At 70.9% G+C, this 22,163-nt stretch carries 12 protein-coding genes and 1 pseudogene; 7 read left to right on the top strand and 6 right to left on the bottom strand.

What is annotated here, in order from left to right; all coding sequences use genetic code 11:
• Positions 1 to 118: 118 nt before the first annotated feature.
• Together ACFWBT_RS19400 and ACFWBT_RS19405 are read right to left on the bottom strand one after the other, a co-directional pair.
• Positions 119 to 948: pseudogene (locus ACFWBT_RS19400) on the bottom strand (aldo/keto reductase).
• Positions 949 to 1,280: 332 nt separating this feature from the next.
• On the bottom strand, positions 1,281 to 2,438 hold the full coding sequence (locus tag ACFWBT_RS19405) for a S1 family peptidase (protein WP_385701801.1): 1,158 nt from the start codon (positions 2,436 to 2,438) through the stop codon (positions 1,281 to 1,283).
• A 466-nt stretch (positions 2,439 to 2,904) separates the two neighbouring features.
• On the opposite strand from ACFWBT_RS19405, the gene ACFWBT_RS19410 reads away from it, so the two are divergent.
• Together ACFWBT_RS19410 and ACFWBT_RS19415 are read left to right on the top strand one after the other, a co-directional pair.
• A complete protein-coding gene (locus tag ACFWBT_RS19410) occupies positions 2,905 to 4,065 on the top strand; it encodes a serine/threonine-protein kinase (RefSeq protein WP_385701841.1) in 1,161 nt (386 codons plus the stop codon).
• A 251-nt stretch (positions 4,066 to 4,316) separates the two neighbouring features.
• On the top strand, positions 4,317 to 4,616 hold the full coding sequence (locus ACFWBT_RS19415) for a hypothetical protein (protein ID WP_385701803.1): 300 nt from the start codon (positions 4,317 to 4,319) through the stop codon (positions 4,614 to 4,616).
• Positions 4,617 to 4,808: 192 nt separating this feature from the next.
• Here ACFWBT_RS19415 and ACFWBT_RS19420 read toward each other — a convergent pair whose 3' ends face one another.
• Positions 4,809 to 6,104 (bottom strand): DUF2254 domain-containing protein, encoded by a 1,296-nt coding sequence (locus tag ACFWBT_RS19420; RefSeq protein ID WP_385701805.1) that lies wholly within the window; start codon positions 6,102 to 6,104, stop codon positions 4,809 to 4,811.
• A 303-nt stretch (positions 6,105 to 6,407) separates the two neighbouring features.
• On the opposite strand from ACFWBT_RS19420, the gene ACFWBT_RS19425 reads away from it, so the two are divergent.
• On the top strand, positions 6,408 to 8,264 hold the full coding sequence (locus ACFWBT_RS19425) for a glycoside hydrolase family 15 protein (protein WP_385701808.1): 1,857 nt from the start codon (positions 6,408 to 6,410) through the stop codon (positions 8,262 to 8,264).
• A gap of 4 nt (positions 8,265 to 8,268) precedes the next feature.
• Here ACFWBT_RS19425 and ACFWBT_RS19430 read toward each other — a convergent pair whose 3' ends face one another.
• Positions 8,269 to 10,053: a cation:proton antiporter gene (locus tag ACFWBT_RS19430; RefSeq protein WP_385701809.1), complete on the bottom strand. Its 1,785-nt coding sequence runs from the start codon at positions 10,051 to 10,053 to the stop codon at positions 8,269 to 8,271.
• A 210-nt stretch (positions 10,054 to 10,263) separates the two neighbouring features.
• Between ACFWBT_RS19430 and ACFWBT_RS19435 the strand changes: the two genes are divergently transcribed.
• From ACFWBT_RS19435 to ACFWBT_RS19445, 3 genes are all read left to right on the top strand, one after another.
• Positions 10,264 to 12,018, top strand: a complete 1,755-nt coding sequence (locus ACFWBT_RS19435) for a hypothetical protein (protein WP_385701811.1) — start codon at positions 10,264 to 10,266, stop codon at positions 12,016 to 12,018.
• 197 nt (positions 12,019 to 12,215) lie between these two features.
• Positions 12,216 to 14,306 (top strand): SpoIIE family protein phosphatase, encoded by a 2,091-nt coding sequence (locus ACFWBT_RS19440; protein ID WP_385701813.1) that lies wholly within the window; start codon positions 12,216 to 12,218, stop codon positions 14,304 to 14,306.
• Between the two features lie 45 nt (positions 14,307 to 14,351).
• Positions 14,352 to 15,392 carry a YihY/virulence factor BrkB family protein gene (locus tag ACFWBT_RS19445; protein WP_385701816.1) on the top strand — a complete coding sequence of 347 codons (1,041 nt, stop codon included), beginning with the start codon at positions 14,352 to 14,354 and terminating at the stop codon, positions 15,390 to 15,392.
• A 72-nt stretch (positions 15,393 to 15,464) separates the two neighbouring features.
• Here ACFWBT_RS19445 and ACFWBT_RS19450 read toward each other — a convergent pair whose 3' ends face one another.
• A complete protein-coding gene (locus ACFWBT_RS19450) occupies positions 15,465 to 17,531 on the bottom strand; it encodes a SpoIIE family protein phosphatase (RefSeq protein ID WP_385701818.1) in 2,067 nt (688 codons plus the stop codon).
• Positions 17,532 to 17,884: 353 nt separating this feature from the next.
• On the opposite strand from ACFWBT_RS19450, the gene ACFWBT_RS19455 reads away from it, so the two are divergent.
• Positions 17,885 to 20,350, top strand: a complete 2,466-nt coding sequence (locus ACFWBT_RS19455) for a SpoIIE family protein phosphatase (RefSeq protein WP_385701819.1) — start codon at positions 17,885 to 17,887, stop codon at positions 20,348 to 20,350.
• 40 nt (positions 20,351 to 20,390) lie between these two features.
• Here the strand turns inward: ACFWBT_RS19455 and ACFWBT_RS19460 are convergent, their stop codons facing one another.
• Positions 20,391 to 22,154, bottom strand: coding sequence for a SulP family inorganic anion transporter (locus ACFWBT_RS19460; RefSeq protein ID WP_385701822.1), 1,764 nt, complete (start codon positions 22,152 to 22,154; stop codon positions 20,391 to 20,393).
• Between the last annotated feature and the right edge of the window lie 9 nt (positions 22,155 to 22,163).

Consider the following 22,163-nt stretch of genomic DNA (forward strand, 5'->3'; position numbering starts at 1 on the left):
TCGGCCCCGCACCTCCCCGCGCGCCGCCCGGACCGCACCCCCGGGACCCGGGCCTCCGGCCGGTCGGCGCGCGGACAGGCACATCGCCGATCGCGCGTCGCGTGCCGTCGCCGAGCCCTCAGAACTCCTCGTGCGTCGTCGGGTCGCCGCCGAGGCGCCGCCGCGGCCGGTCGGAGACGGCCGCCATCTCGGCGGGGGTCAACTCGAATCCGAAGAGGTCGAGGTTCTCGCGCTGCCGGCCGGCGTCGGAGGACTTGGGGATGGGGACCGCTCCGAGTTGTGTGTGCCAGCGCAGTACGACCTGGCCGGGTGTCACACCGTGTGCCTCGGCGATCTTCCCGAGCGCCGGCTCGTCCAGGAGACTGCTGCCGCGGCCCAGGGGGCTCCAGCTCTCCGTGACGATGCCCTTGTCGGTGTGGAAGGCGCGCAACTCGTCCTGGGGAAGTAGGGATGCAGCTCGACCTGGTTCACCGAGGGCAGTACTCCGGTCTCCCGCTCCAGCCGGGCGACGTGGTCGGCGGTGAAGTTCGAGACGCCGATCGAACGCACCAGACCGTCGTCGCGGAGCTTGATCATCGCCCTCCACGAGTCCACGTACTTGTCCACGCGCGGCAGCGGCCAGTGAATGAGGTAGAGGTCGATGCAGGAGAGCCCGAGGCGGCGGCGGGACTCCTCGAACGAGGCGAGGGTCTCGTCGTAACCGTGATGCCGGCCCGGCAGTTTGGTGGTGACGACGATCTCCTCGCGAGGCACGTCGGCGCGGGCGACACCTCGTCCGGTACCGGTCTCGTTGCGGTAGTTGACCGCCGTGTCGACGAGCCGGTAGCCGAGGCCGAGCGCCCGGCTCACGGCTTCCTCGGCCTGCGCGTCGTCCATCGGCCAGGTGCCCAGGCCGACAGCCGGGATCTTCGTACCGTCATGGGCGGTGTGGGCCGGGATGCTGATCACGGGGGAGCCTTTCCGAATCTGCGAGGGGTACGCCCCCATCGTGCACGGCTGCCGCCGTCGTGGCGACGCGGGCGCGCGCCGGCACAGGTGCGGGAACGGAGCGGCGGGAAGGCGACCGGGTTCGGTGGGGCACCGCGAAAGGTGTGCGACAGGCTCACGGCGAGCGGTCGGCCGGACGCCTGAGGACGGCCCGGAGTTCCGTGCGGATGTCCCTACCGAGTTCCGTACGAAGGCCCGTCACCTCCGGTGGCGGGCCTTCGCCTTGCTCGGGGAGCGGCCGGCCGGCCGCTGTACCGGCCCGACTCAAGGGGCCGGTGCTCGGTGCGGTCGGGTCACGCGGTGTGGAGCGTGAGCCCGTAGCGGCTGAGGATCTCGTTCACGGGCTGGTACCAGGTCTCGCCCCCGCTGCTGCAGTTGCCCCAGCCTCCGGACGTGACGCCCTGTGCCTGGTCGCCGCTGATGAACGAGCCGCCCGAGTCACCGGGTTCGGCGCAGACGCTCGTCTTGGTCATCTGGTGCACCGCGCCCTGGCTGTAGTTGACGGTCTCGTTCTTCGCGAGGACGTTGCCGCAGTGCCAGTGCGAGGTCGAGCCGGAGCGGCAGATCGACGCTCCGACGGGGGCCTCGCGCGAGCCGCGGACGAGCTGGTCCGAGACGGTGCCCCAGCCCAGGACGACGGGAACCGTCCACCAGCCGCTGCCCACGTTGACCCAGGCGTAGTCGTTGTCCGGGAACGAGGAGCCCTGGAAGTTGCCGATGTAGCTGCCGTCCCAGCCGCTGACGCCCGCGCTCGGGCGGCCGCAGTGGCCCGCCGTGACGAAGCCGCCGTACACGGAGAAGCCTATGGAGCAGCGGACGTTGCCGGTGTAGTAGGGATCGCCGCCCACCGTGCCCGCGGCGAAGGTGCTCGGTGCCTTGTCGGTCTGCCGCACGGTGACGGGGCCGGAGGCGCCGGCCCGGGCGACGAAGTCCTGGACATCGTTGTCATCCTGGTGTGCGGAGACCACGCTGATGACGACCGTGCTGGACTTGGGGTCGACGTGCCAACTGCCCACCCCGGCCGGTGCGTCGAGCGCGTCGATGCGCGCCATGGCGGCGTCGAGCTGCTTCTCGCTGTGCTTGACGAGCGTGACCCGGGCGCCGGTCGCCTCCACGGCCGCGCGCGAGGCCGCCGTGGTGAGGGCGACGACGAGCCGGCCGCTCTTCGCGTCGAACCAGGAGCCGCCGTACGAGGTGCCGGCCACGCGCCGGGCGGCACGCTCGACGCCGCGTGCCGCTGTCTCGTCGGCGAGCCTGGCGGTCGCCTGCTCCTTGGTGAGTCCGAGGTCCTTCCGCATGGCCGTGATCAGCGCCGACGAGGCGGGTGCCCGGTGCGTCGGGGTCGCGGTGAGGGGGGCGTCGTCGGCCTCGGCCTGGGTGAGTCCGACGGCCGCGGCGGTGACGAGTAGTGCCGCCGATACGGCGGCGCGCAGAACTGCAGTGCTTCTCAAGGGAGTTGCCTTTCGTCGATCCGATGGTCGGTGAGTGGGGCGAAGGGCAGGAGAGAGCGCTCTCAGAGTTGCGTGAACGAGGGTAGTGGGTGACGGTAAACAGGTCCATACCAATGCGCGTACGCTCTCTCGGTGTTCGTCCGGGAGCTCGGAGGCCGGTTCGGAATCGTTCGGGAGTCCTCGCTCGGCGCAAGCCCGGGTGAGAGGCCGGAATCCGCCGCCGCGTCCGTTTCCGTACGTCCTCGCCGAAGGTCTCTCGACCGGCCTCCGGTGTCACATTCGGTCAGCGTCCGGTGTCACTCCGACCGCTTCTCCGCGATCTTGAGGCCGAGGGTGAACAGCGTCTGATCACCGCCGTGTTGGCAGTAGGCTCAACCTGCTGCGGCGCCCCGATGATCACTTCTGCTCGGTAGGGCATTGACCCGTGGCGATCGATGAATCCCAACAGCGTGAGGACGAAGCACAAGTGCTGATAGCGGGGCGGTATCGGCTGCACACCACTCTCGGGCGGGGCGCGATGGGGGAGGTGTGGCGGGCGCACGACGAGATGATCGGCCGGTCCGTGGCCGTGAAGCTGCTCCTCTCCCAGGACGCCGACCCGACCGCTGCGGCCCGGTTCCGTCTGGAGGCGCAGACCGCGGGCCTGTTGAACCATCCTCATGTGGTGGGCGTCCTGGACTTCGGGTCGTACGAGAACCGGCTCTTCCTCGTGATGGAGCTGGTCGAGGGCGACAGCCTCGCCCATGTCCTCGCCACTGCCGGGACGCTACCCGCCGAGCAGGTCGCGCGGATCGCGGCCCAGGCGGCCGCGGGTCTGGCCGCCGCCCATCAGCAAGGCATCGTGCACCGGGACATCAAGCCCGGCAACCTGATGCTGGACGCCGAAGGGAGCGTCAAGATCGGCGACTTCGGAATCGCCCGCTTCCTGGACGACCCGGCGGGCGGTCTCACCGCGACCGGGCAGATCGTCGGCACCAGCCTGTACCTGGCACCCGAGCGGGCCCTGGGCAAGACCGCCGGGCCGCCGTCCGACATGTACTCCCTCGGCTGCGTCCTGTACCAACTCCTCACCGGTCGACCGCCGTTCCAGGCCAACAGCCCGGTCGCGGTCCTGCATCACCACCTCGACACCGCGCCCACCCCGCCCAGGGAACTCGGCGCCGACCTGCCGCCCGCGTTCGAGAACTACCTGCTCAGCCTTCTCGCCAAGCAGCCCGACGACCGGCCCACCGCCGTCCAGGCGGCCGCCTGGTACAGCACGGGGGCCTGGCAGGGGCGTCCCGAGCCGCTGCCGCCCACGGTGCCGGAGCCCGGACGCCACAGACCGGACCTCAGAGCCGCCGGCCCCGCGACCACGTACGCCCTGCCGTCGGTGTCGCGGGACACCTCCGGAGGCCACCGGTCACGCCGACGCAGGCGTCCGGGAGTCGGCGAGTTCCTCGGCAACCGGTCGCGAGCGGTGGGCGCGGCCGCCGGAGTGGTGGTCTTCCTGCTGGCGGTGCTCGTGGGCGTGGCGTGGTTCTCGCCCGACAGCAGCTCCGCGGAGACACCGGAGCCCGGCGCGACCGGCACGGTGAGCACGACTCCCGCGGCGACGGCGTCGAACGGTTCTCCCGCGGGTTCGTGACCGGCGGGACGGCCGGTGAGGGCAGCGGCGCGTGCCGGGCACCGCCGACGCCTGCGCCCGCGCTCCGTCCTGAAGGCGCGCGACGCGGCGGAGCTCGCGCCGGATCGGCTCGTCACCCTCGCCCGCGCCCTGGCTTCCGTCACAACTCTCGACCGTTTGTGCGGTGTTGACGGTTCTGGCGCATGTGGGACTGACGCTTTGTCACCGTCCGCTGTTTCCTCCGCAGGTCCGGGGCCGAAAGAAGGCGCTCCATGACCTCCCGCACACCTCTCCGCCGGAGTCGCCGCAGGCCGCTCGCGGCGGCGGTCGGTACCCTCGCAGTCCTGACGTCACTGGCCTGGCCGCCCGGCCTCGCGGTGGCCGACGCGCCATCCTCCGCCGACGACGCCCACCCCGCGCCCGCCGACACCGGACAACACACCGTCACTCTCCTCAGCGGTGATGTCGTACGCCTCACCGACCTCGGCGGCGGCAATCAGACCGCCGACGTGACCCGCCCGCCCGGCGACCGCATCACCCAGGAGGCGATCCGCGCCTACGGCCTGAAGTAGCCCGGACGCGGAGGCTGTCGCCCCGAGCCATCGGTCGCCCACTCCCCGGCGACCGATGGAGCGTCAGCCTCCGTACGCGTTCCCGGCGGGCCCGCGCTCGCGTGGGTGATCGACGTGCGGGCCGGCCGACCCGGCGATACGCCGGTCTTCACCGTCATGCCATGGGGCGGTCGGGCCCGCTTGTCCGCGTCGTCACACCGACCGGTACCGTCCGCCGATGCCCTGACGGTCGGCGGTCTGCGCGATGGCCCGGCGGACCGGGTCGCCGAAGGACTGTTCGACGGACTCCGCCAGCAGCGCCAACTCGGCCCGCACCGCCGGCAGATGCGTCGGCGGCACCATGCCGAGAAGACCCTCGAGGAGCGCGCGAAGCCGTCGGCAGACCTGCGTGGAGGTCGCCCCGTAGTCCCTGATCTCGGAGACCGAGAGCTGGAGGAAGTCCTCCCACGAGCGCCCCGTGAGGATCAGCCGGGGCCGGCCGTGGTCATCGGCCAGCACATAGCGGCCGGCCAGTGGTGCGTGCCCGACGGTGCAGAGGAACGACTCGATGTGATTGAGGACCTGGACCGCGGTGGTGGGGTCGTTCACCGCGGGGGAGAGGGCTCGGATCGCGATGTCGACGAGGACGCGCAGGGCGAAGGCGGGGTCCTGCTCGATGGTTCGCTCGGGCCCGAGGGCGACGAGGCCGCCGACCCGTTCCGCGTCGACGGCCGTCATACCGCCGTGCACCTCGACCAGGACGGCGCCGGGGGGTACGTAGTCCCCGATCAGGTGGGGCAGGACGAACACGCAGTCGTGGCGCGCCGCGGTGTTCACCAGCCCGGACACGTTCACCGCCTGGAGGACTCCGCCGCTCGTGGTGTGCACCGGTGTCAGCCGTGCGCCGTGCGGCACGGGATCGTCCGTGCCCCGGGCCGGTGCGGAGCCGCGGACCGCCGCCGAACCCTGACTGAAGACGCGGAGGCCCTGCCGTCCGACGATGTCGGCGATGGCGACCGGCCGGAGGTTGTGCGTGAACCGGTTGAGGTAGACCAGCAGGAGCAGCAGGCTGACCGCGACGGCCACCCCGGCCATGGTGACCCCGAGGTCGGGAACCGAGTCCGACTCGATGCTCCGCAGCAGGGAGAACGCGAAGGCGAACGTCCCGATGAAGGTGGACAGCACGGTCTTCTGCAGACGGTCCCGGTACCAGAGGCGCATATAGCGCGGGGAAAGAGTTCCGGTCGCCTGTTGAATGACGAGAACGCCGATCGTCACCACGAATCCGAGAAGCGCCACCATGGATCCGACAATGGAGCTGAGCACCCCGGTCGCCGTACTCGCGGAATACTGCCAGCCGCTCGGCGGCCACCCGGTCGCGTCGACGGCGATGGCGCACTCGGCGAGAATCACGCCGAAGGCGAGCCCGAACACCGGCATGATCCAGAGGCTTGCCTTCATGTACTGCCGCAGCCGGAAGATGAAGGCCCAGGTGATCGTTCTCCGCACGCCCGTCCCCTTCTCCTCGTGGCAACCGGCGCTCGGCGGTGCGACTCAGGGGCGCCCTCCGTCCCTGGATGACATCCGCTTCATGGTACGGCCGCCGATGGGCGCTCGCAGAAGGAGACGGGCAGGTCATGCCGCTCCCTCGTCCAGCAGGACCAAGTGGTGCCGGCCGCGTACCGTGACAGTGATGGCATCGGCCCCGGCCCTGGCGGGATCGATGTCTCAGGCGTTCGGCCCGCCCCAGTCCCCATCACTGTCGTGAGGCCCGCCGAATCATGATTCGGCCTCGGGCGAGAGGGTCTCGAGATGGACGACTACCCGCTGATCGAGAATCATGGTCTGATCGGTGATCTGCAGACCGCGGCCCTGGTCGCGACCGACGGAACCATCGACTGGTTCTGCTGTCCGCGCTTCGACTCGCCCAGCGTTTTCGGCGCTCTGCTGGACCGGGAAAAGGGTGGGTCCTTCTCTCTCGCTCCCGCGGAAGAGACGTACACGACCAGACAGTTGTACTTCCCCGACACGGCCATCCTGGTGACCCGGTTCATGACGGAGTCCGGCACGGGCGAGGTGATGGACTTCATGCCCGTGACCGGGACGACGGCCACCGGCCGGCACCGCCTGGTCCGCATGCTGCGCTGTGTGCGGGGCACCATGCGGTTCGAGGGACACATCGCCCCTCGATTCGACTACGGTCGCGCACCCCACCGGCTGCACATCACCGAACACGGAGCGGTGTTCACCTCGGAGGGGACGGAACTCACCGTCCACGCCGTGCGCGAACCCGAGGACGAGCGGCTGCTCAACCTGCTGTCGGGGGAGAAGGACCTCCACTTCACCCTGCCGCTGATGGCCGGCCAGCAACGCGGTCTGATCCTGGAGTCGGCTCCCGACGGACCCCCGCGCGAAGTCCGCCTCGACGAGTTCCGGCTGCTGTTCGACGAGACGATCCGCTTCTGGCGTTCGTGGCTGGGGCAGTCGACCTATTCGGGCCGATGGCGTGAGGCCGTGGAGCGTTCGGCCGTGACCCTCAAGCTGATGACGTACGCACCCACGGGAGCGCTCGTCGCGGCCCCCACCGCCGGTCTTCCCGAACAACTGGGCGGCGAACGCAACTGGGACTACCGCTTCACCTGGATCCGCGACGCCTCGTTCTCCGTCTACGCGCTGCTGGGCCTGGGCTTCAAGGAGGAGGCGACGGCGTTCATCAGCTGGCTTCGGGACCGGGTGCGGGAGGAGGCCGGTGGCGAGAACGGCACGGGGCCGCTGAACATCATGTACCGGGTGGACGGTTCCTCCGACCTCGTCGAGGAGATCCTGGACCACTGGGAGGGATATCAGGGCTCCGCTCCCGTGCGGATCGGCAACGGAGCCGCGAGCCAGCTCCAACTGGACATCTACGGCGAGGCTCTCGACAGCATCTACTTCGCGCACCAGCGTGGTATCCGGCTCGACAACCGGGGCTGGACCTCCCTGCACACGCTGCTCGACTGGCTCGTCGATCACTGGGACCAGCCCGGCGAGGGAGTGTGGGAGACCCGCGGCGGCCGGAAGAACTTCACCTACGGCCGGGTGATGTCCTGGGTGGCCTTCGACCGAGCCCTGCGGCTCGCGAGCGCGAGCGGAAGGCCTGCGGCCAAGGGGCGGTGGACGGACGCGCGCGACACGATCTACGAACAGGTTCTGACACAGGGCTGGGACTCCGGGCGCCAGGCGTTCGTGCAGCACTACGGCAGCGACGTGCTCGACTCGGCGCTGCTGAGGATGCCGACGGTCGGGTTCATCACCCCCGACGACCCCATGTGGACGTCCACCCTGGACGCGATGGGCCGCGAGCTGGTCACCGACAGCCTGGTCTACCGGTACAACCCGGAGGCCTCGCCCGACGGGCTGCGGGGCTCCGAGGGAACGTTCTCACTGTGCTCGTTCATGTACGTCGACGCCCTCGCCCGTGCCGGACGGACCGACCAGGCGAGACTGGCGCTGGAGAAGATGCTCACGTACGCCAACCACCTGGGGCTCTACTCCGAGGAGATCGACCTGACAGGGCGCCAGCTGGGCAACTTCCCCCAGGCCTTCACCCACCTCGCGCTGATCGACGCGGCCATCACCCTGGACGCGACGCTCAGCCGGGCGCCTGCGGGCGCTTCCGGCCCGGACTGACGCGTCACGGCGCCTTCTCGAACCCCTCGGACGGCCCGGACCCGAGGAGCACGACGGTGTCACCCTCCACCGGGGTGACCCGCTGCTTCTCGGTGACCGGCTCCAAGCGGTGGTTGGCGCGGACCACGAACAGTGTGTCGTACGCGGGAGGGAGCGGAGAGGACGCGGGCTGGACGAGGAAGCGGGCTCCGCCTTCGTAGCGGCTCGCCAGTACGTGTCGGACCAGGGCCCTGCCGAACAGGATGTCGCCGCCCGTGTAGGGAGCGATGACGCCGTGGCTCTCGTGCGGCGGTCCGACCCGGTAGACGGGCCCCTCCACCGTGTCCTGCACGACGACCGAGGCCAGCGCGTTGAAGTCGTCGTCGTCGGTCGCCAGGAGAACCGCCGTGACACCCTCCAGCCGAGCCCCCGGGTTGGTCGCCGTGGCCAGCAGGTCGCCCTGGGCGAGCCCGATCCCGGCGTCCTTGATGCGCTCGCGCTCCTCGGCCAGGCCCGCCCACATGAGCACGTCGAGTCCGGCGGCCCGCAGCGCCTTCCCCATCGCCACCACCCATGGCTCGCCCCCCACCAGAAGGAGCCGGGTGCCCTCGGCCCTGACGACCGCGAGTCGTCGGGCCACCGGTGCCGCGGTCAGCGCGTACAGCAGGACCGTTCCCACGATGACGAGGAAGGTGACCGGAAGGATCTTGTCGGCTCCATGCACTCCCTGGTCGACGAGGCTGGCCGAGAAGGCCGACGCGGTGGCGGCGGCGACGATGCCGCGCGGGGCCATCCAGCCGATGAATGCCCGCTCCCCGCCCGTCAGATCCGAGCCGGAGGTCGAGGCGTAGGCCACGAAGGGGCGCACCACCAGGACGAGGACGGCGATGAGACCGAGGGCCGGCAGCAGCACGGGTACCAGGGACGACGGGGTGACCGTGGAGGAGATGGAGATGAACAGCAGACCGATGATCAGCTGCACCAGCGTCTCGAAGAAGGGGCGCCTGGCGGGCATGTCGAGACCGCGGATGTTCGTGGCGGCCAGTCCCGTGACGATGGCGGCGATCAGTCCTGTGTCGTCACGGACGATGTCACATCCGGCCGAGACGGCGATCACCGTGGCCAGCTGAGCGAGCGTGCCGAGGGTTTCGCCGAGCCGCAGGGTACGAAGCGTCAGCCACAGCACCCCGGCTCCCACCGTCCCACCGACGATGCCGACGGCCATGCTGATGCTGAACTGGCCCAACTGGTAGCCGCGGCCGATGTCGATACGGTTCGACTGGGAGATCGCGTGAAAGACCAGCGCCCCGAGAATGCCGCCGATCGGGTCGGTCAGCGTCCCCTCCCAGATCAGGATGCGGCGCAGCCTGTCCGTCGGGCGAACATATTCGAGGAGGGGCCCCACGACGGTCGGACCCGACACCACGAGGATCACTCCCAGCATCGCGGCCAGTCTGAGAGGGATGTGGAACAGCGCCGGCGACACCGCCGCGACGACCAGGAAAGTGACCAGCACGCCGATCAGCAGAAGCCGCCCCACGATCCAGCGCGTGCGGCCGGTCAGGTTGCGCAGATTGAGCCCCAGACCGGCGTCGTACAGGATCACGGAGACGGACAAGGACACCAGGGCGTCGAAGTACGGCCCGAGCAGTCTGTCCGGGTGAATGACATCCGTGAGCGCGCCGGCGACGAACCCGACAGGAAGCAGCACGATCAGGGCGGGGACGCGCATCTTGTTCGCCAGGATCTGTGACCCGGTGGCCAGCACCACGGTCAGCGTCAGTCCGAGAAGGATCTCGTCGTCGGTCACGGTGGCATCCTTCGGCACGGTACGGGAGCAGGGCGACCGGCGTGGCGCGCCGTGCCCATGCTCCCTGACGGTGACGCCGACACCCCGCACGTAGGTGTCGGCCGACCGGGTGACGCCGAACCCCGCCTCCTTCCCGTGTCCGGGATGTCCGGGCAACCAGGAAGGGCCCTTGTTCGTCCTCTGGTTGACGATCCCGGAGGGGAGACGCGGATGGGACTGGTACGCACACTGCTGCCGGTGTCGCGGGCGGCGGCCCGGCTGAGCGCGAGCCCTGGCCGGCGGCTGCACGGCGCCGCGTTGATGCGCTGCCTCGCCCTCGACTGGGTGCTGCTGCGACCGCCGCCGCCCCACCGTCGGCTGGCCTGGGCCGAGGAGGCGGTGGCCGTGTACCGGGCACTGGTCGAGAGGGAGGACCCGCGTCCGGAACACCGGGACCTCCTGGCCCGCGGTCTGACCCAGCACGCCTTCGCGCTGCTGCTCGTCGGCCGCTGTGAACAGGCGCTCACGGCGATGGACGCGTCCCTGGCCGTACCGGGCGCGCGGTGGTCGCCGGCACAGCGGGCGTTCCTGTCGCACCTTCGGGCGCAGGCCCAGTTCGGTCTGGGGCGGCTGGACGAAGCGCTGGACTCGGCGGCGCAATGTGTGGCGGCGTACCGGCGCCCGCTCCCCGCACGCCGGGAGCGGGCAACGGGTGGTCTGCCGGGCGCGTTGCGCACCCACGCGCTGGTGCTGGGCGCCCTGGACCGCAGGGAGGAGTCCGTGGCCGTCTACGAGGAGTGCGCGGGACTGCTGCGGGCGATGTCGCTGCGGGAGTCGGCACGCATGATGCTGGTGCGGCCGCGCGTCCTGAGTGAACTGACCACGGGATTGCGGGCGTTGGGCCGCTACGAGGAGGCGCTGTCCGTCGGCCGGGAGGCGCGGGATGCCGCCGATCCGATCCTCGCCTGGGCCGTGCCCGATGCCGTACAGCCCGTGCGCGTCAGGCTCCTTGAGGACCTCGCCCGCTGTCTGGAGGCCACCGGCGACCGGACCGGGGCGCGGACGAGGGCCGAGGAAGCGGTCGCCGAGGCCCGGGCCCTGACGGTCCGGAACCGGGCGGCGGGGGAGCCGTGGCTGAGCGTCACGCTCGACTGCCTCGCCGACCAGCTCGGTGAACTGGGCTCACGGGCGGAGGAGTTGACGGCACGCCAGGAAGCGGTCGACCTGTACACCGCTCTCGCCGCAGAGCGACCGGACGTCTACGACCCCCTCCTCGCCGCCTGCCTCGAGCGGCTGGCCGACGGTCACAGGGCGGCGGGTGACGGTCGTGCGGAGGTGCGGGCGACCGAACGCGGCGTGGCCGCGTACCGGCGTGCCGCGGACCTCGATCCCGCCGTGCACGAACCGCAACTCGCCCGTGCGCTGACGGACTTGAGCCTGTGCCGACAGGGCGACGGGGACCACGACGGTGCGATCGGGGCCGCCCGGGAGGCGGTCGCCCTCACGCGCCGGCCGGCCGAGTCCGACTGGACGGCCCACCACGCCCCGACGGCCCGCCGTCTCAGGGTGCTCGGCCGCGCCCTGTCCCGCGGCGGCCACCACGGGGAGGCCGTCGCCTGCTATACGGAGTCGGAGTCCATCCTGGTCGGCGAGTCGGCAGGTCCCGAAGCCGACCGACTCGCCTCCGCCCTGGCCGCCACGCGTTCCGGCCTCGCCCGCGCACTCGACGCGGTGGCCCGCGCCCACCTGGCCGACGGCCGCTCCGCCGACGCGGTCACCGCACTGCGCTCCCTGCTGGCGCTCAGCCGCCGCACCGGGCAGACGTACGTCCACGCCCGCTGTGTCAGCGCCTTCGCACACGCCCGCGCGGAGCACCGGGACGCGGTCGTGCGCGCCTGGGAACGGGCGACCGGGGAGGGCTTCCCCACGTTCGTGTTCCGCTACTCCGGGGAGCGGAGCGGCGATCGCCGGCCGGACGGGACCTGAACTCCGGCGCCCGATCGGACGGGTCCGAGCGGGGCGGGGTCGGCGGACGGAGAACCCCTTGTGCGGCGGTGGATCCGTTCGTTCCAGCGGGGGAAACCGACGCACGCCGGTACTCCGGTCGCGCGGCGGGCCCGAACGAATATGGTGGAACTCTGACAAATCGGAATGCATAGGCGGTAACGGTCTACGGAAGTGTCATGGATGGATCGCTGGGCGGACATGGTCGACCGGGGTCGGAGCTGGACGAAGCCGTTCTCGGGGCTCTCTTCTCCGAGTCCCCCATAGGCCTTCATGTCCTGGACACGCAGCTGCGACTGGTGCGCTTCAACACGGCGGCCCGCTTCGTCCGGGTGTTCGCCCTGGAGGAGGCCCTGGGCCGTCACCCGAGGGAATGGGCCGGTGATTTCTACACGGGCGCCTACGAGGCAACGCTGCTCGAGGTGCTGGACACCGGTGTGCCCGCTCTGGACGTGGAGGTGCGGGGCCATCTGAGTCCCGACGCGCCCGAGATTGTGCTGTCGGTGTCCTGCTTCCGGCTGGAGGACACCGCGGGTGGCGTTCTGGGGCTGGCGACGGCGGTCGTGGACATCACCGAGCGGCAGCGGGCGCGAGCGCGCCTGACGCTGCTTGAGCGGGCGAGCGGGCGCATCGGTACGACGCTGGACATCTTCCGTACCGCGCAGGAGTTCGCCGACGAGATGGTGCCCGCGTTGGGCGACGCGGTGGTGGTCGAGGTTCTGGACTCCGTCCTGCGGGGCGAGGTCTCCGCACCCGGGACCGTCATGGAGTACGGGGCTCTGCGGTGCACGGGCCGTCGCTCCGTGCTCCCGGAGGCCGAGCGGAGCCTTCCCTCCATCGGCGAGGCGATCGGTCTGTCCGCGGCGACTCCCTTCGCCCAGAGTCTGTCCGACCTGCGCCCCCGCGCCGTCCCGTACCTGAGCTCGGACGCCGACTGGCTGGCCCGGGAGCCGGTGCGAGGGCGCCGCATGGTCGAAGCGGGCGCGCATTCTCTGCTGGTGCTGCCGCTGGCCGCCCGCGGCTCCGTGGTCGGGGTGGCGCACTGCTACCGGGCTCGCACCGCGCATCCCTTCGACGACGGCGAGCTGGCGCTGGCGGCCGAACTCGCCGATCGCGTGGCCCTGTGCCTGGACAACGCACGGCTGTACACCAGGGAGCGATCGGCCGCCCGCATCCTCCAGCTCAGTCTGCGACCGGCCCGGGTCGCCGGTCACGCTGCGGTGGAGACCGCCTACAGCTATTGCCCGCTCGGGGCCGGCGGGGACTGGTTCGACGTGATCCCCCTGTCCGGGGCGCGGGTGGCCCTGGTGGCGGGTGACACGGCGGGCCGGGGCCTCCGGGCCGCCGCCACCATGGGAGAGGTGAGGGCGGCGATCAGCGCGCTGGCCGTTCTCGACCTGGGACCCGACGAGGTCCTGGAACGGCTGCACGCCCTGGTGACCCGCCTCCGCGGGGAGCGGCCTCAGCTGCGGGACATCGACGACGACGAGCCCCAGAACACCACCTGTCTCTACGTCGTCTACAGCCCCATCACCCGCCGCTGCTCCGTGGCGAGCGCCGGACATCCGCCTCCGGTGCTGGCGCTGCCCGACGGGACCACCGAGTACGCCGTGGTGCCCACCGGGCCGCCGCTCGGCCGTGGTCTGGCGAAATACGGCACGGCCGAGTTCGAGCTGGCCGAGGGCAGCACCCTCCTGCTGTCCAACACCGCCATGCTGCGTGCCGTCTCGGAGGACCCGGAGGAGCAGTTGGCCCGCATCAGCGACGCGTTGCTGCCGGCCGACCGGCCGCTGCAGGAGATCTGCGACGAGGTGCTCTACAAGCTGACGCCCGAGCATGTGGAGAACGACGCCGTCCTGCTGCTGGCCCGGACCCGCGCCCTCGGACCGGACCAGGTCGGATCGTGGACGGTGACCAACCACCCCGCGGCCGTTTCCGAGGCGCGAGCCCGCGTCGAGCGGCAACTGGCGTCCTGGGGACTGGAGCGGCACTCCTTCACCACCACCCTGGTGGTCAGCGAACTCGTCACCAACGCGGTCAGGTACTCGGACGGCCCCATCGAAGTGCGTCTCATCCTCGAAGGCCCCGTCCTCGTCTGCGAGGTGACCGACGACAGCAGCACGGCACCGCACCTCCGGCACGCCGAAGAGGTCGACGAGGGCGGCCGGGGCCTCTATCTCACCTGGCAGGTCAGCCGGCGTTGGGGGACGCGGCCCGAGCCACGCGGGAAGACGATCTGGGCGGAGATCTCCCTGTCCGACGAGGACTGAGAGCGCCCCGGGCCGGGACCACTGACATCGAACGCGCACGGGGAGGTGACGAGAAGTCATGCCCGGCCGTGTCGCCCCCATCGCCCGGACGACCGTCCGTTACGCTCGCAGCGCCACACCGGGCCCGAATTCACGGAGGACAGGACGGCGGGGATCAAGCGCGAGCGCCTCGTCAGAACGCTGACGTTCTGGCTGCGTCCCGCCTTCGCGCTGCGGGTCATCAACCGGTTCCAGAGGATCGTGGGCTTCGACCGCTCGATGGCTCTGGCATCCAGTGCGCTCACCGCGATGATCCCGCTGTCCATCCTCTGCGGTGCCGTGCTGAGCAACTTCTCGGACTACGACGCCGCAGAGCGCATCATCAAGCGCTACAGCCTCACCGGGCAGGGCGCCGAGGCGGTCAGGTCGCTCCTCGCCCCGGCCGATGGCACCAGCGCGAGCGTGGGTGTCTTCGGAAGCCTGTTCCTCATCATCTCCGTGCTGAGCTTCGCGCGCGCCACACAGCGGTTGTTCGAACAGACGTGGCAACTGGCCCCGCTCAGCGTGCGCAACACGAGGAACGGCCTGTCGTGGATCCTCGCGCTCGGCGGCTACGCGGCGCTCACCGGGTGGCTCCACGCGGTCCTCGGGGAGAGCAAGCTGGGGCTGGTGCCCTCGGTGTGCGAGGTTCCGGTGAGCGTGGCCTTCCTCGTGTGGAGCGGCTGGGTCCTGTCCGCGAAGCGGATCCCCTGGCGCGACCTGCTGCCCTTCGGCATCACGGCGGCGGTCCTGACCGCGATCTACTCGGTCGGCGCGACCGTCTACCTTCCGCGCCTGTTCAACTCCTACGCCGCACGCTACGGAGCGGTCGGTGCCGTCTTCGCCATGATCTCGGCGCTCTTCGCCGCGATGTTCGTCATCGTCGCGTCGGCGGCCCTCGGGCGTGAGATGCGGGAAGAACTGGTCCGGATCCGGGCGGGCGACCGCCCCTCCGACGACGAGGTCCGCCGGCAGTGGGACAACGTGGTCGAACAGACGCGCTCGCGGTGGCGCACCACACGCGAGCAGGTCTCCCACTACCGCTCCAAGGACTCGAAGAAGTCCTAGGTCCCAGGGCACGCCCGGGCGTCGCCCCGTCCGGTGGCCCGGGACCGGCCGTCGTACGGCTATGTCGCGCGGCTACGTCGCGCGGGCGACGAGGAGGGCGACGTCGTCGTGGTCGTCGGAGTTGCGCAGGCCGTACAGCAGGAGGTCGCAGATCTCCTCCAGTGGCCGACGCGGTTCGTCGAGGAAGCTGAGGAGGACGTTCAGGCGGTCGTCGATGGGATGCAGCCGGGTCTCGACGAGACCGTCCGTGTAGAGGACGAGCAGGTCGCCGGGCTTGAGTTCGACCGTGGTGGTCTCGAAGGGGATGCCGCCGACGCCGAGCGGGGCTCCCGTCGGCAGGTCCAGCAGGACGGGGGCGGCGTCCGGACGGGCCAGGGCGGGCGGCATGTGTCCGGCGTTGGCGATACGGCACTGCCTCGTGCGGGGGTCGTACACGGCGTAGAGACAGGTGACGATGTAGTGCTCCAGATCGCACGTGATCTTGTCGAGGTGCTGGAGCACGTCGCCGGGGTCGAGGTCGAGGTCGGCGTAGGCGCACGTGGCGGTGCGCAGCCGGCCCATGGTGGCGGCGGCGTCGATGCCGTTGCCCATGACGTCGCCGACGACCAGGGCGGTCCGTTCGTCGGCCAGCGGTATGACGTCGTACCAGTCGCCGCCGACCTCGCTGGTGGCCTGGGCGGGCTGGTAGCGGGAGGCGACCTCCAGACCGTTGAGGTGCGGTGGATGCTCGGGCAGCAGGCTGCGCTGGAGGGTGACGGCGGTGTTGCGCACACTCTGGAACCATCGGGCGTTGTCGATGGCCACGGCGGCGCGGGTGGCCAGCTCGGTGGCGAGGACCACGTCGTCGTCGTCGAAGGGGAGCGGGTTCCGGGTGCGCTTGAGGTCGAGGGCGCCGAGCACCTCGCCGTGCGCGATCAGCGGAACGGCGAGATACGAGTGGACACCGGCCCGGGCCAGCAGGGCTGTGCCCTCGGCGTCGCGGGCGATGCGCGGCAGATCGCGCTCGCCCACGTGCCGTACCAGGACCGGCCTGCCGGTGTGGACGCACAGTGTCACCATGCGGTCGCCGTCGTACGCGGCGAGGTCGCCGGGAGGATCGGCGGCGCGCAGGGCCACGGTGGGGTGGGACGCCTTGAGAGCCAGCGCGCGGAAGAACTCCGGGCCGTTGTCCGGTCTGCGCTTGCGGCGGCAGGCCAGCGCGGAGTCGAGGACGTCCACGGCGACCACGTCGGCGAGCTCCGGGGTGGCGATGTCGGCCAGCTCGCGGGCGGTCTGCTCCACCTCCAGGGTGGTCCCGACGCGTGTGGAGGCATCGGCGATGAGAGCGAGGCGCCGGCGTGCCCGGTCGGCCTCGGCGGCCGCGCGATGGCGTTCGGTGACGTCGACGACCGAGGCCGCCGCGCCCAGGATGCGCCCGCCGGGGTCCTCCAGCCGGTAGAACGACAGGGACCAGGCATGCTCGTGGTCGGGATCGGCCGGCGGACGGCCCACGTGGTACTGGTCGAGCAACGGTGTCCCCGTGGTGAGCACCTGCCGCAGCGCGGACTCGACGGTGTCCACGTCGGGGAAGGGCAGCGTCTCCCGCAGATGACGCCCGATGTGGTCCTCGGCGGGGATGCCGTCGATCCGTTCCAGCGCCGGATTGACCATGAGATAGCGCAGGTCGGGGTCCATCAGGGCCAGACCGATCGGGGACTGGTTGATCAGCTGTTCGCACAGGGCCAGATCGGTCTCCACGCGCTGCAGCAGGGTGTGGTCGGCCGCGATGCCGAGGGCGTAGACATCCCCGAGGTCGTCCAGGAGCCGCATGTTGCGGAACTCCATCAGACGGGTGCTGCCGTCCTTGTGCCGGATGGGGAAGGCGCCGGCCCAACTGCGCCCCGTCTCCAGCACGTCGGCGAACAGCTTCGTGACGGACTGCATGTGCTCGGGGTGGATGATCAGGCGCGCCGCGTACTTGCCGAGAGCCTCTTCCGCCGAGTAGCCGATGAGCTCCTCGGCCTGCGGGGTCCAGAACACGATGCGCCCGTCGGCGTCGAGGACCATCGCGCCCACATTGAGCACGTCCAGCAGGCCGGTCGGCCGGATCGATGTGGGTTGGTAGCCTCCACTGTCGGACTGCGAGGAATCGGCTGTCATCCCTGGCCCTCCTCCGCCGGCCGGCGCGGTGTGCCGGGCTTCGTCGCCGTTGCCGCGCACCTGTGTGCCGACCCCGGCCCTTCCATGCTGCGCCCTGCCCTCGGCCTTGCCCACTCCAGAGCGGCACCTTGGCATGTTCAGGCTTAGGCGGCGGGTGCCGTGGGGTGCCGTCCGGAGCGGCGCCGGGCGGGGCGGGACGGCTCCGCCCCGGCGTACTGCGTCCCTCGGGGCGTCCTGACACAACCGCGTCAGGACCCATGAACGGCCCGGCCCGCCCGCGTCCGGTGATCACACGCCGGACCGTGCACATCGGGCGGACAAGCAGGAACATGGGTCCTGTAAAGGATGAATTCATGGATTCTGCGCGAGAAGATCCCGATGCGCCCGCGTCCGAAGGACCGGGCGATGCCTTCGACGCGTCCACCGACGCGGCGGTGGTGGTGTCCGGCGACGGGGTCGTGGTGGGCTGGACGCGGGGCGCCGAAGCACTCCTCGGCCACCCGGCCGCCGAGATGGTCGGCCACCCGGCTGCGCATCTGCTCGCGATGCCCAGGGACCCGGTGCGCGTGGCAGGCGTCGCGGAACGGTGCCGGGCCGGAATGGGCTGGAGCGGCCTCGTCCCCGTACGGCACCGCGACGGCCGCCGCATCGAGGTGGACCTGCGCGTGTCCGCGTCCTTCCGTATCGGCGAGGGCGAGTGCTTTCTGATCTCGGCACGACAGCACAGACGGCAGTGGACGGTCGGCCCGACCTTCCTCGACGGGTTCCTGACCCGTTCGCCCGTCGGCATGGCGGTGCTGGATCTGCAACTGCGCTACGTCTGGATGAACGACACCCTGGAGCACCTGGGCGGAGTGCCGCGCGGGCATCGGCTCGGGCGTCGGCTGACCGAACTGCTGCCGGGGATGCAGGCGGAGACCATCGAAGGACTGATGCGCAAGGTCCTGGCGACCGGCGAACCGGTGATCGACTACGAGTACCTGGGATGGAGTTGGGCCGACCCGCACCGCCGACACGCCTACTCCACCTCCTTCTTCCCGCTGCTCGGCGTCGACAACTCCTACACCGGGGTGTGCTACATGGTCCTGGACGTCACCGAACGGTGGACCGCCCGGCAGCTCCTGTCACTGGTCAACGAAGCCGGGACCACCATCGGCCGGAGCCTCGACGTCATGCGGACGGCACAGGAACTCGCGGACTTCGCCGTGCCCCGCTTCGCGGACTTCGTCGTCGTCGACCTCCTGGAATCCGTCCTCAGCACCGAGGGACACGGAGCGTGGCTCTCGGACGCGGGACCCGCGCCCGCCAAGCCGATGATGCGGCGCGCGGGAATGAGTTCGGTGCGGGAAGGCTGCCCGGAGGCCGTGGCACGGGTCGGCGACCGGGCGGACTTCCTCCCGCCGCCGCACGACACGCACCTGCTCACCAACGGCGAGCCCGTCCTCATCCAGGTCCTCGATCCGTCCGACGACCTGTGGATCGCCGAGGAGCCGGCGAGAGCGGAAAGCATCCGCCGGTGGGGGCTGCACTCCCTCATCTCCGTGCCGATGCGGGCGCGCAACACCGCCCTCGGCCTCACCACGTTCGTACGGTCCGTCAATCCGATCTCGTTCCAGCCCGACGACGTCCTGCTGGCACGCGAGGTGGTGGCGCGCGCGGCGCTGTGCGTCGACAACGCCCGCCGCTACACCCGGGAACACACGGCGGCGGTCACCCTTCAGCGCAGTCTGCTGCCCCACGCCCTGTCGGGCGGCACAGCGCTGGAGGTGGCCTCCTCCTACCTGCCGGCGGACCCGACCGGCGGGGTCGGCGGCGACTGGTTCGACGTCATCCCGCTGTCCGGCGCCCGCGTGGGCCTGGTCGTCGGCGACGTGGTCGGCCACGGCATCACCGCGGCGGCCACCATGGGCCGGCTGCGCACCGCCGTCCAGACCCTCGCCGACATGGAGATGCCTCCCGACGAACTGCTGGCGCACCTCGACGACCTCGTGCTCCGGCTTAGCGAGGAGAGGACCCATGAACAGGAGGCCGACCGGAGCACGACCGAGTCCTTCCTCGGCGCGACCTGCCTGTACGCCGTCTACGACCCCGTCACCAGGCGCTGCGCGATGGCCCGGGCCGGACATCCGCCCCCCGTCGTCGTCACCCCCGACGGGCAGTTCTCCTTTCCCGAGCTGCCCGCCGGGCCTCCGCTCGGGCTCGGCGGGATGGCGTTCGAGACCCATGAGATCGAGCTCGCCGAGAACAGCCTGATCGGTCTCTACACCGACGGCCTCGTCGAGGGAGGCCACTACGACATGGAGATGGGCATGACGCGGCTCGGGGAACTGCTCGCCCGCTCGGACCCCGACCTCGAAACGCTGTGCACGGCCGCCGTACGGCAGCTCGTGCCCGTACCCCAGCCCGACGACATCGCCCTGCTCCTGGCGCGCACGCACACCCTGGGAGACGACCACGTGGTCTCGTGGGAGGTGCCGGTGGACCCCGCCGCCGTCTCCGACATGCGGGCCCGGGCCACCCGCGTCGTAGAGACATGGGGTCTCGGGGAACTGGTCACGACGACGGAACTCATCGTCAGCGAACTGGTCACCAACGCGATCCGCTACGCCGAACCGCCCATCCGGCTGCGACTGCTCCGCGATTCCCGGCTGACCTGCGAGGTCGCCGACGCCAGCAGCAGCGCTCCCCGCCTCCGGCATGCCCGGAGCACGGACGAAGGCGGCCGGGGCCTCTTCCTGGTGGCCCAACTCACCCATCGCTGGGGCGCCCGCCACACGCCGGAAGGCAAGATCATCTGGGCCGAACAGGAGATCCCGTGAGCACGCCGGACCCGCTCGGCCGGCTCGGGCGGTGCGCCGCTCAGCCGAGGCCGGCCTCCGGCTCCGGCCGGTCCGCCCGGCCGGGATCGCCCTCGTGGTCACCGCACCAGGAACGGTACGCGGCGACCGCGGTGGGCAGGGTGGGGAAGATCCGGTCCTCGCCGACGGACGCGCTCAGCCCGTACGCGTCCAGGTCGTCGCGCAGATCCTGCTTGACCCGGGCCATCGCGAACTCGATGCCACGGCGGTCGAGTTCCTGCCGCAGCTCGTCCAGCGAGTCCAGCGCGGTGATGTCCACCTCCACGTTGGCCTCCGCGTTGAGGACGAACCACCTGACCGGGACCTCCTGTTCGGCGACCGCGTCCAGGGCGCTGCGCCTGAAGTCCTCCGCGTTGGCGAAGAACAGCGGGGAGTCGTAGCGGTAGACCAGCAGGCCGGGAATCACCTTGGCGTCGGGGAAGTCGTCGACGTCGTGCATGCCCGCCATGCCCGGCACCAGCCCCTGGACGGCGTCGTGGGGCCGCGCCACCCTGCTGAGCAGCTCGGCGACCGACAGACCCACGGCCACCAGCACCCCGTACAGGATGTCGAGGGCGAGGACTCCGACGAGGCAGCCGAGGGCCAGCAGGAGTTCACGGCGCCGGAAGGACGCCAGCCGCCGGAAGCCCGCCAGGTCGATCATCCGGATCGCGGCGTAGACGACCAGCGCGCCGAGCACCGCCATGGGGGTGTTGGTGAGCAGCGGGCTCAGGAAGAGGAGTACGGCGAGCACGGAGACCCCGGCGGCGAGCCCGTACGCCTGGGTGTGGGCGCCCGTGGACTGGGCGAGCGCCGTACGGCTGGCGCTGCTGCTCACCGGGAACCCCTGAAGGGTGCCGGCGCCGAGGTTCACGGCGCCCAGGGCCAGCAACTCCTGGTTCGCGTCCAGCGGACCGCTGTCGTCGGTGGTGAAGGCGCGCGCGGTCAGGATGAAGTCGGTGTAGCCCACGAGCAGGACACCGACGGCGGGCAGCAGCAGCTGGGGCAAGGTGTCCAGTGCGGGGAAGTCGGGGCGGGGCAGCCCGGCGGGGATCTCCCCGATCACCGCGAGCCCGTGGTCCTGGAGGTCGAACGCCGCGACCACGGCCGTGCCGAGGACGAGGGCCAGCAGCGGCCCCGGAATGCTCCACCGGAAGCGCGTGGCCAGATACAGGAAGACCAGCGTCACGGCGCTGAAGGCCACCGTCGTGGGATGGAACTCGTCCAGGTTCCCCAGGAAGGAGGCCAGCTTCGGGAAGAACCCCGAACCGTCCGTCGGGACACCGGTGAGCTTGGTGAGCTGATCCACCATCATGATCAGTGCCACGCCCGCCAGATAGCCGATCAGCACCGGCCGGGACAGCAGATCGGCCACGAATCCCAACCGCGCCACCCACGCCACGAGACACATCAGCCCCACCGCTACGGCGAGCCCGGAGGCCAGGACCGCGTACCGGGCCGGATCGCCGTCGGCGAGGGGCCCCACGACGGTCGCGGTCATGAGCGCCGTCGTCGACTCGGGCCCCACCGACAGAAGCCGGGACGAACCCAGGAGGGCGTACAGCACGATGGCGGGGAGGATGGCCCACAGACCCACGACGGGCGGCAGTCCCGCGACACTGGCGTACGCCATGACCTGCGGCACCAGATAGGCCGCGACCGTGACCCCGGCCAGCAGGTCCCCGCGCAGCCAGCTCCGTCGATACCCCCTGAACACCGCGAGGCCGGGCACCCCCGGCACAGCACTGCGCCACCCTCCGCCGGGGGAGCCGGGGTGCTTCGACACGCGTGTCCT

Origin of the sequence: Streptomyces sp. NPDC060027 (genome assembly GCF_042737005.1) — a bacterium.
GTDB lineage: Bacteria > Actinomycetota > Actinomycetes > Streptomycetales > Streptomycetaceae > Streptomyces.

Bases quoted from the DNA above. Each gene is read 5' to 3' on its own strand.
- ACFWBT_RS19415 (WP_385701803.1), top strand. From the start codon at position 4,317: ATGACCTCCCGCACACCTCTCCGCCGGAGTCGCCGCAGGCCGCTCGCG.
- ACFWBT_RS19455 (WP_385701819.1), top strand. From the start codon at position 17,885: ATGGATTCTGCGCGAGAAGATCCCGATGCGCCCGCGTCCGAAGGACCG.
- ACFWBT_RS19440 (WP_385701813.1), top strand. From the start codon at position 12,216: ATGGATGGATCGCTGGGCGGACATGGTCGACCGGGGTCGGAGCTGGAC.
- ACFWBT_RS19425 (WP_385701808.1), top strand. From the start codon at position 6,408: ATGGACGACTACCCGCTGATCGAGAATCATGGTCTGATCGGTGATCTG.
- ACFWBT_RS19450 (WP_385701818.1), bottom strand. From the start codon at position 17,531: ATGACAGCCGATTCCTCGCAGTCCGACAGTGGAGGCTACCAACCCACA.
- ACFWBT_RS19435 (WP_385701811.1), top strand. From the start codon at position 10,264: ATGGGACTGGTACGCACACTGCTGCCGGTGTCGCGGGCGGCGGCCCGG.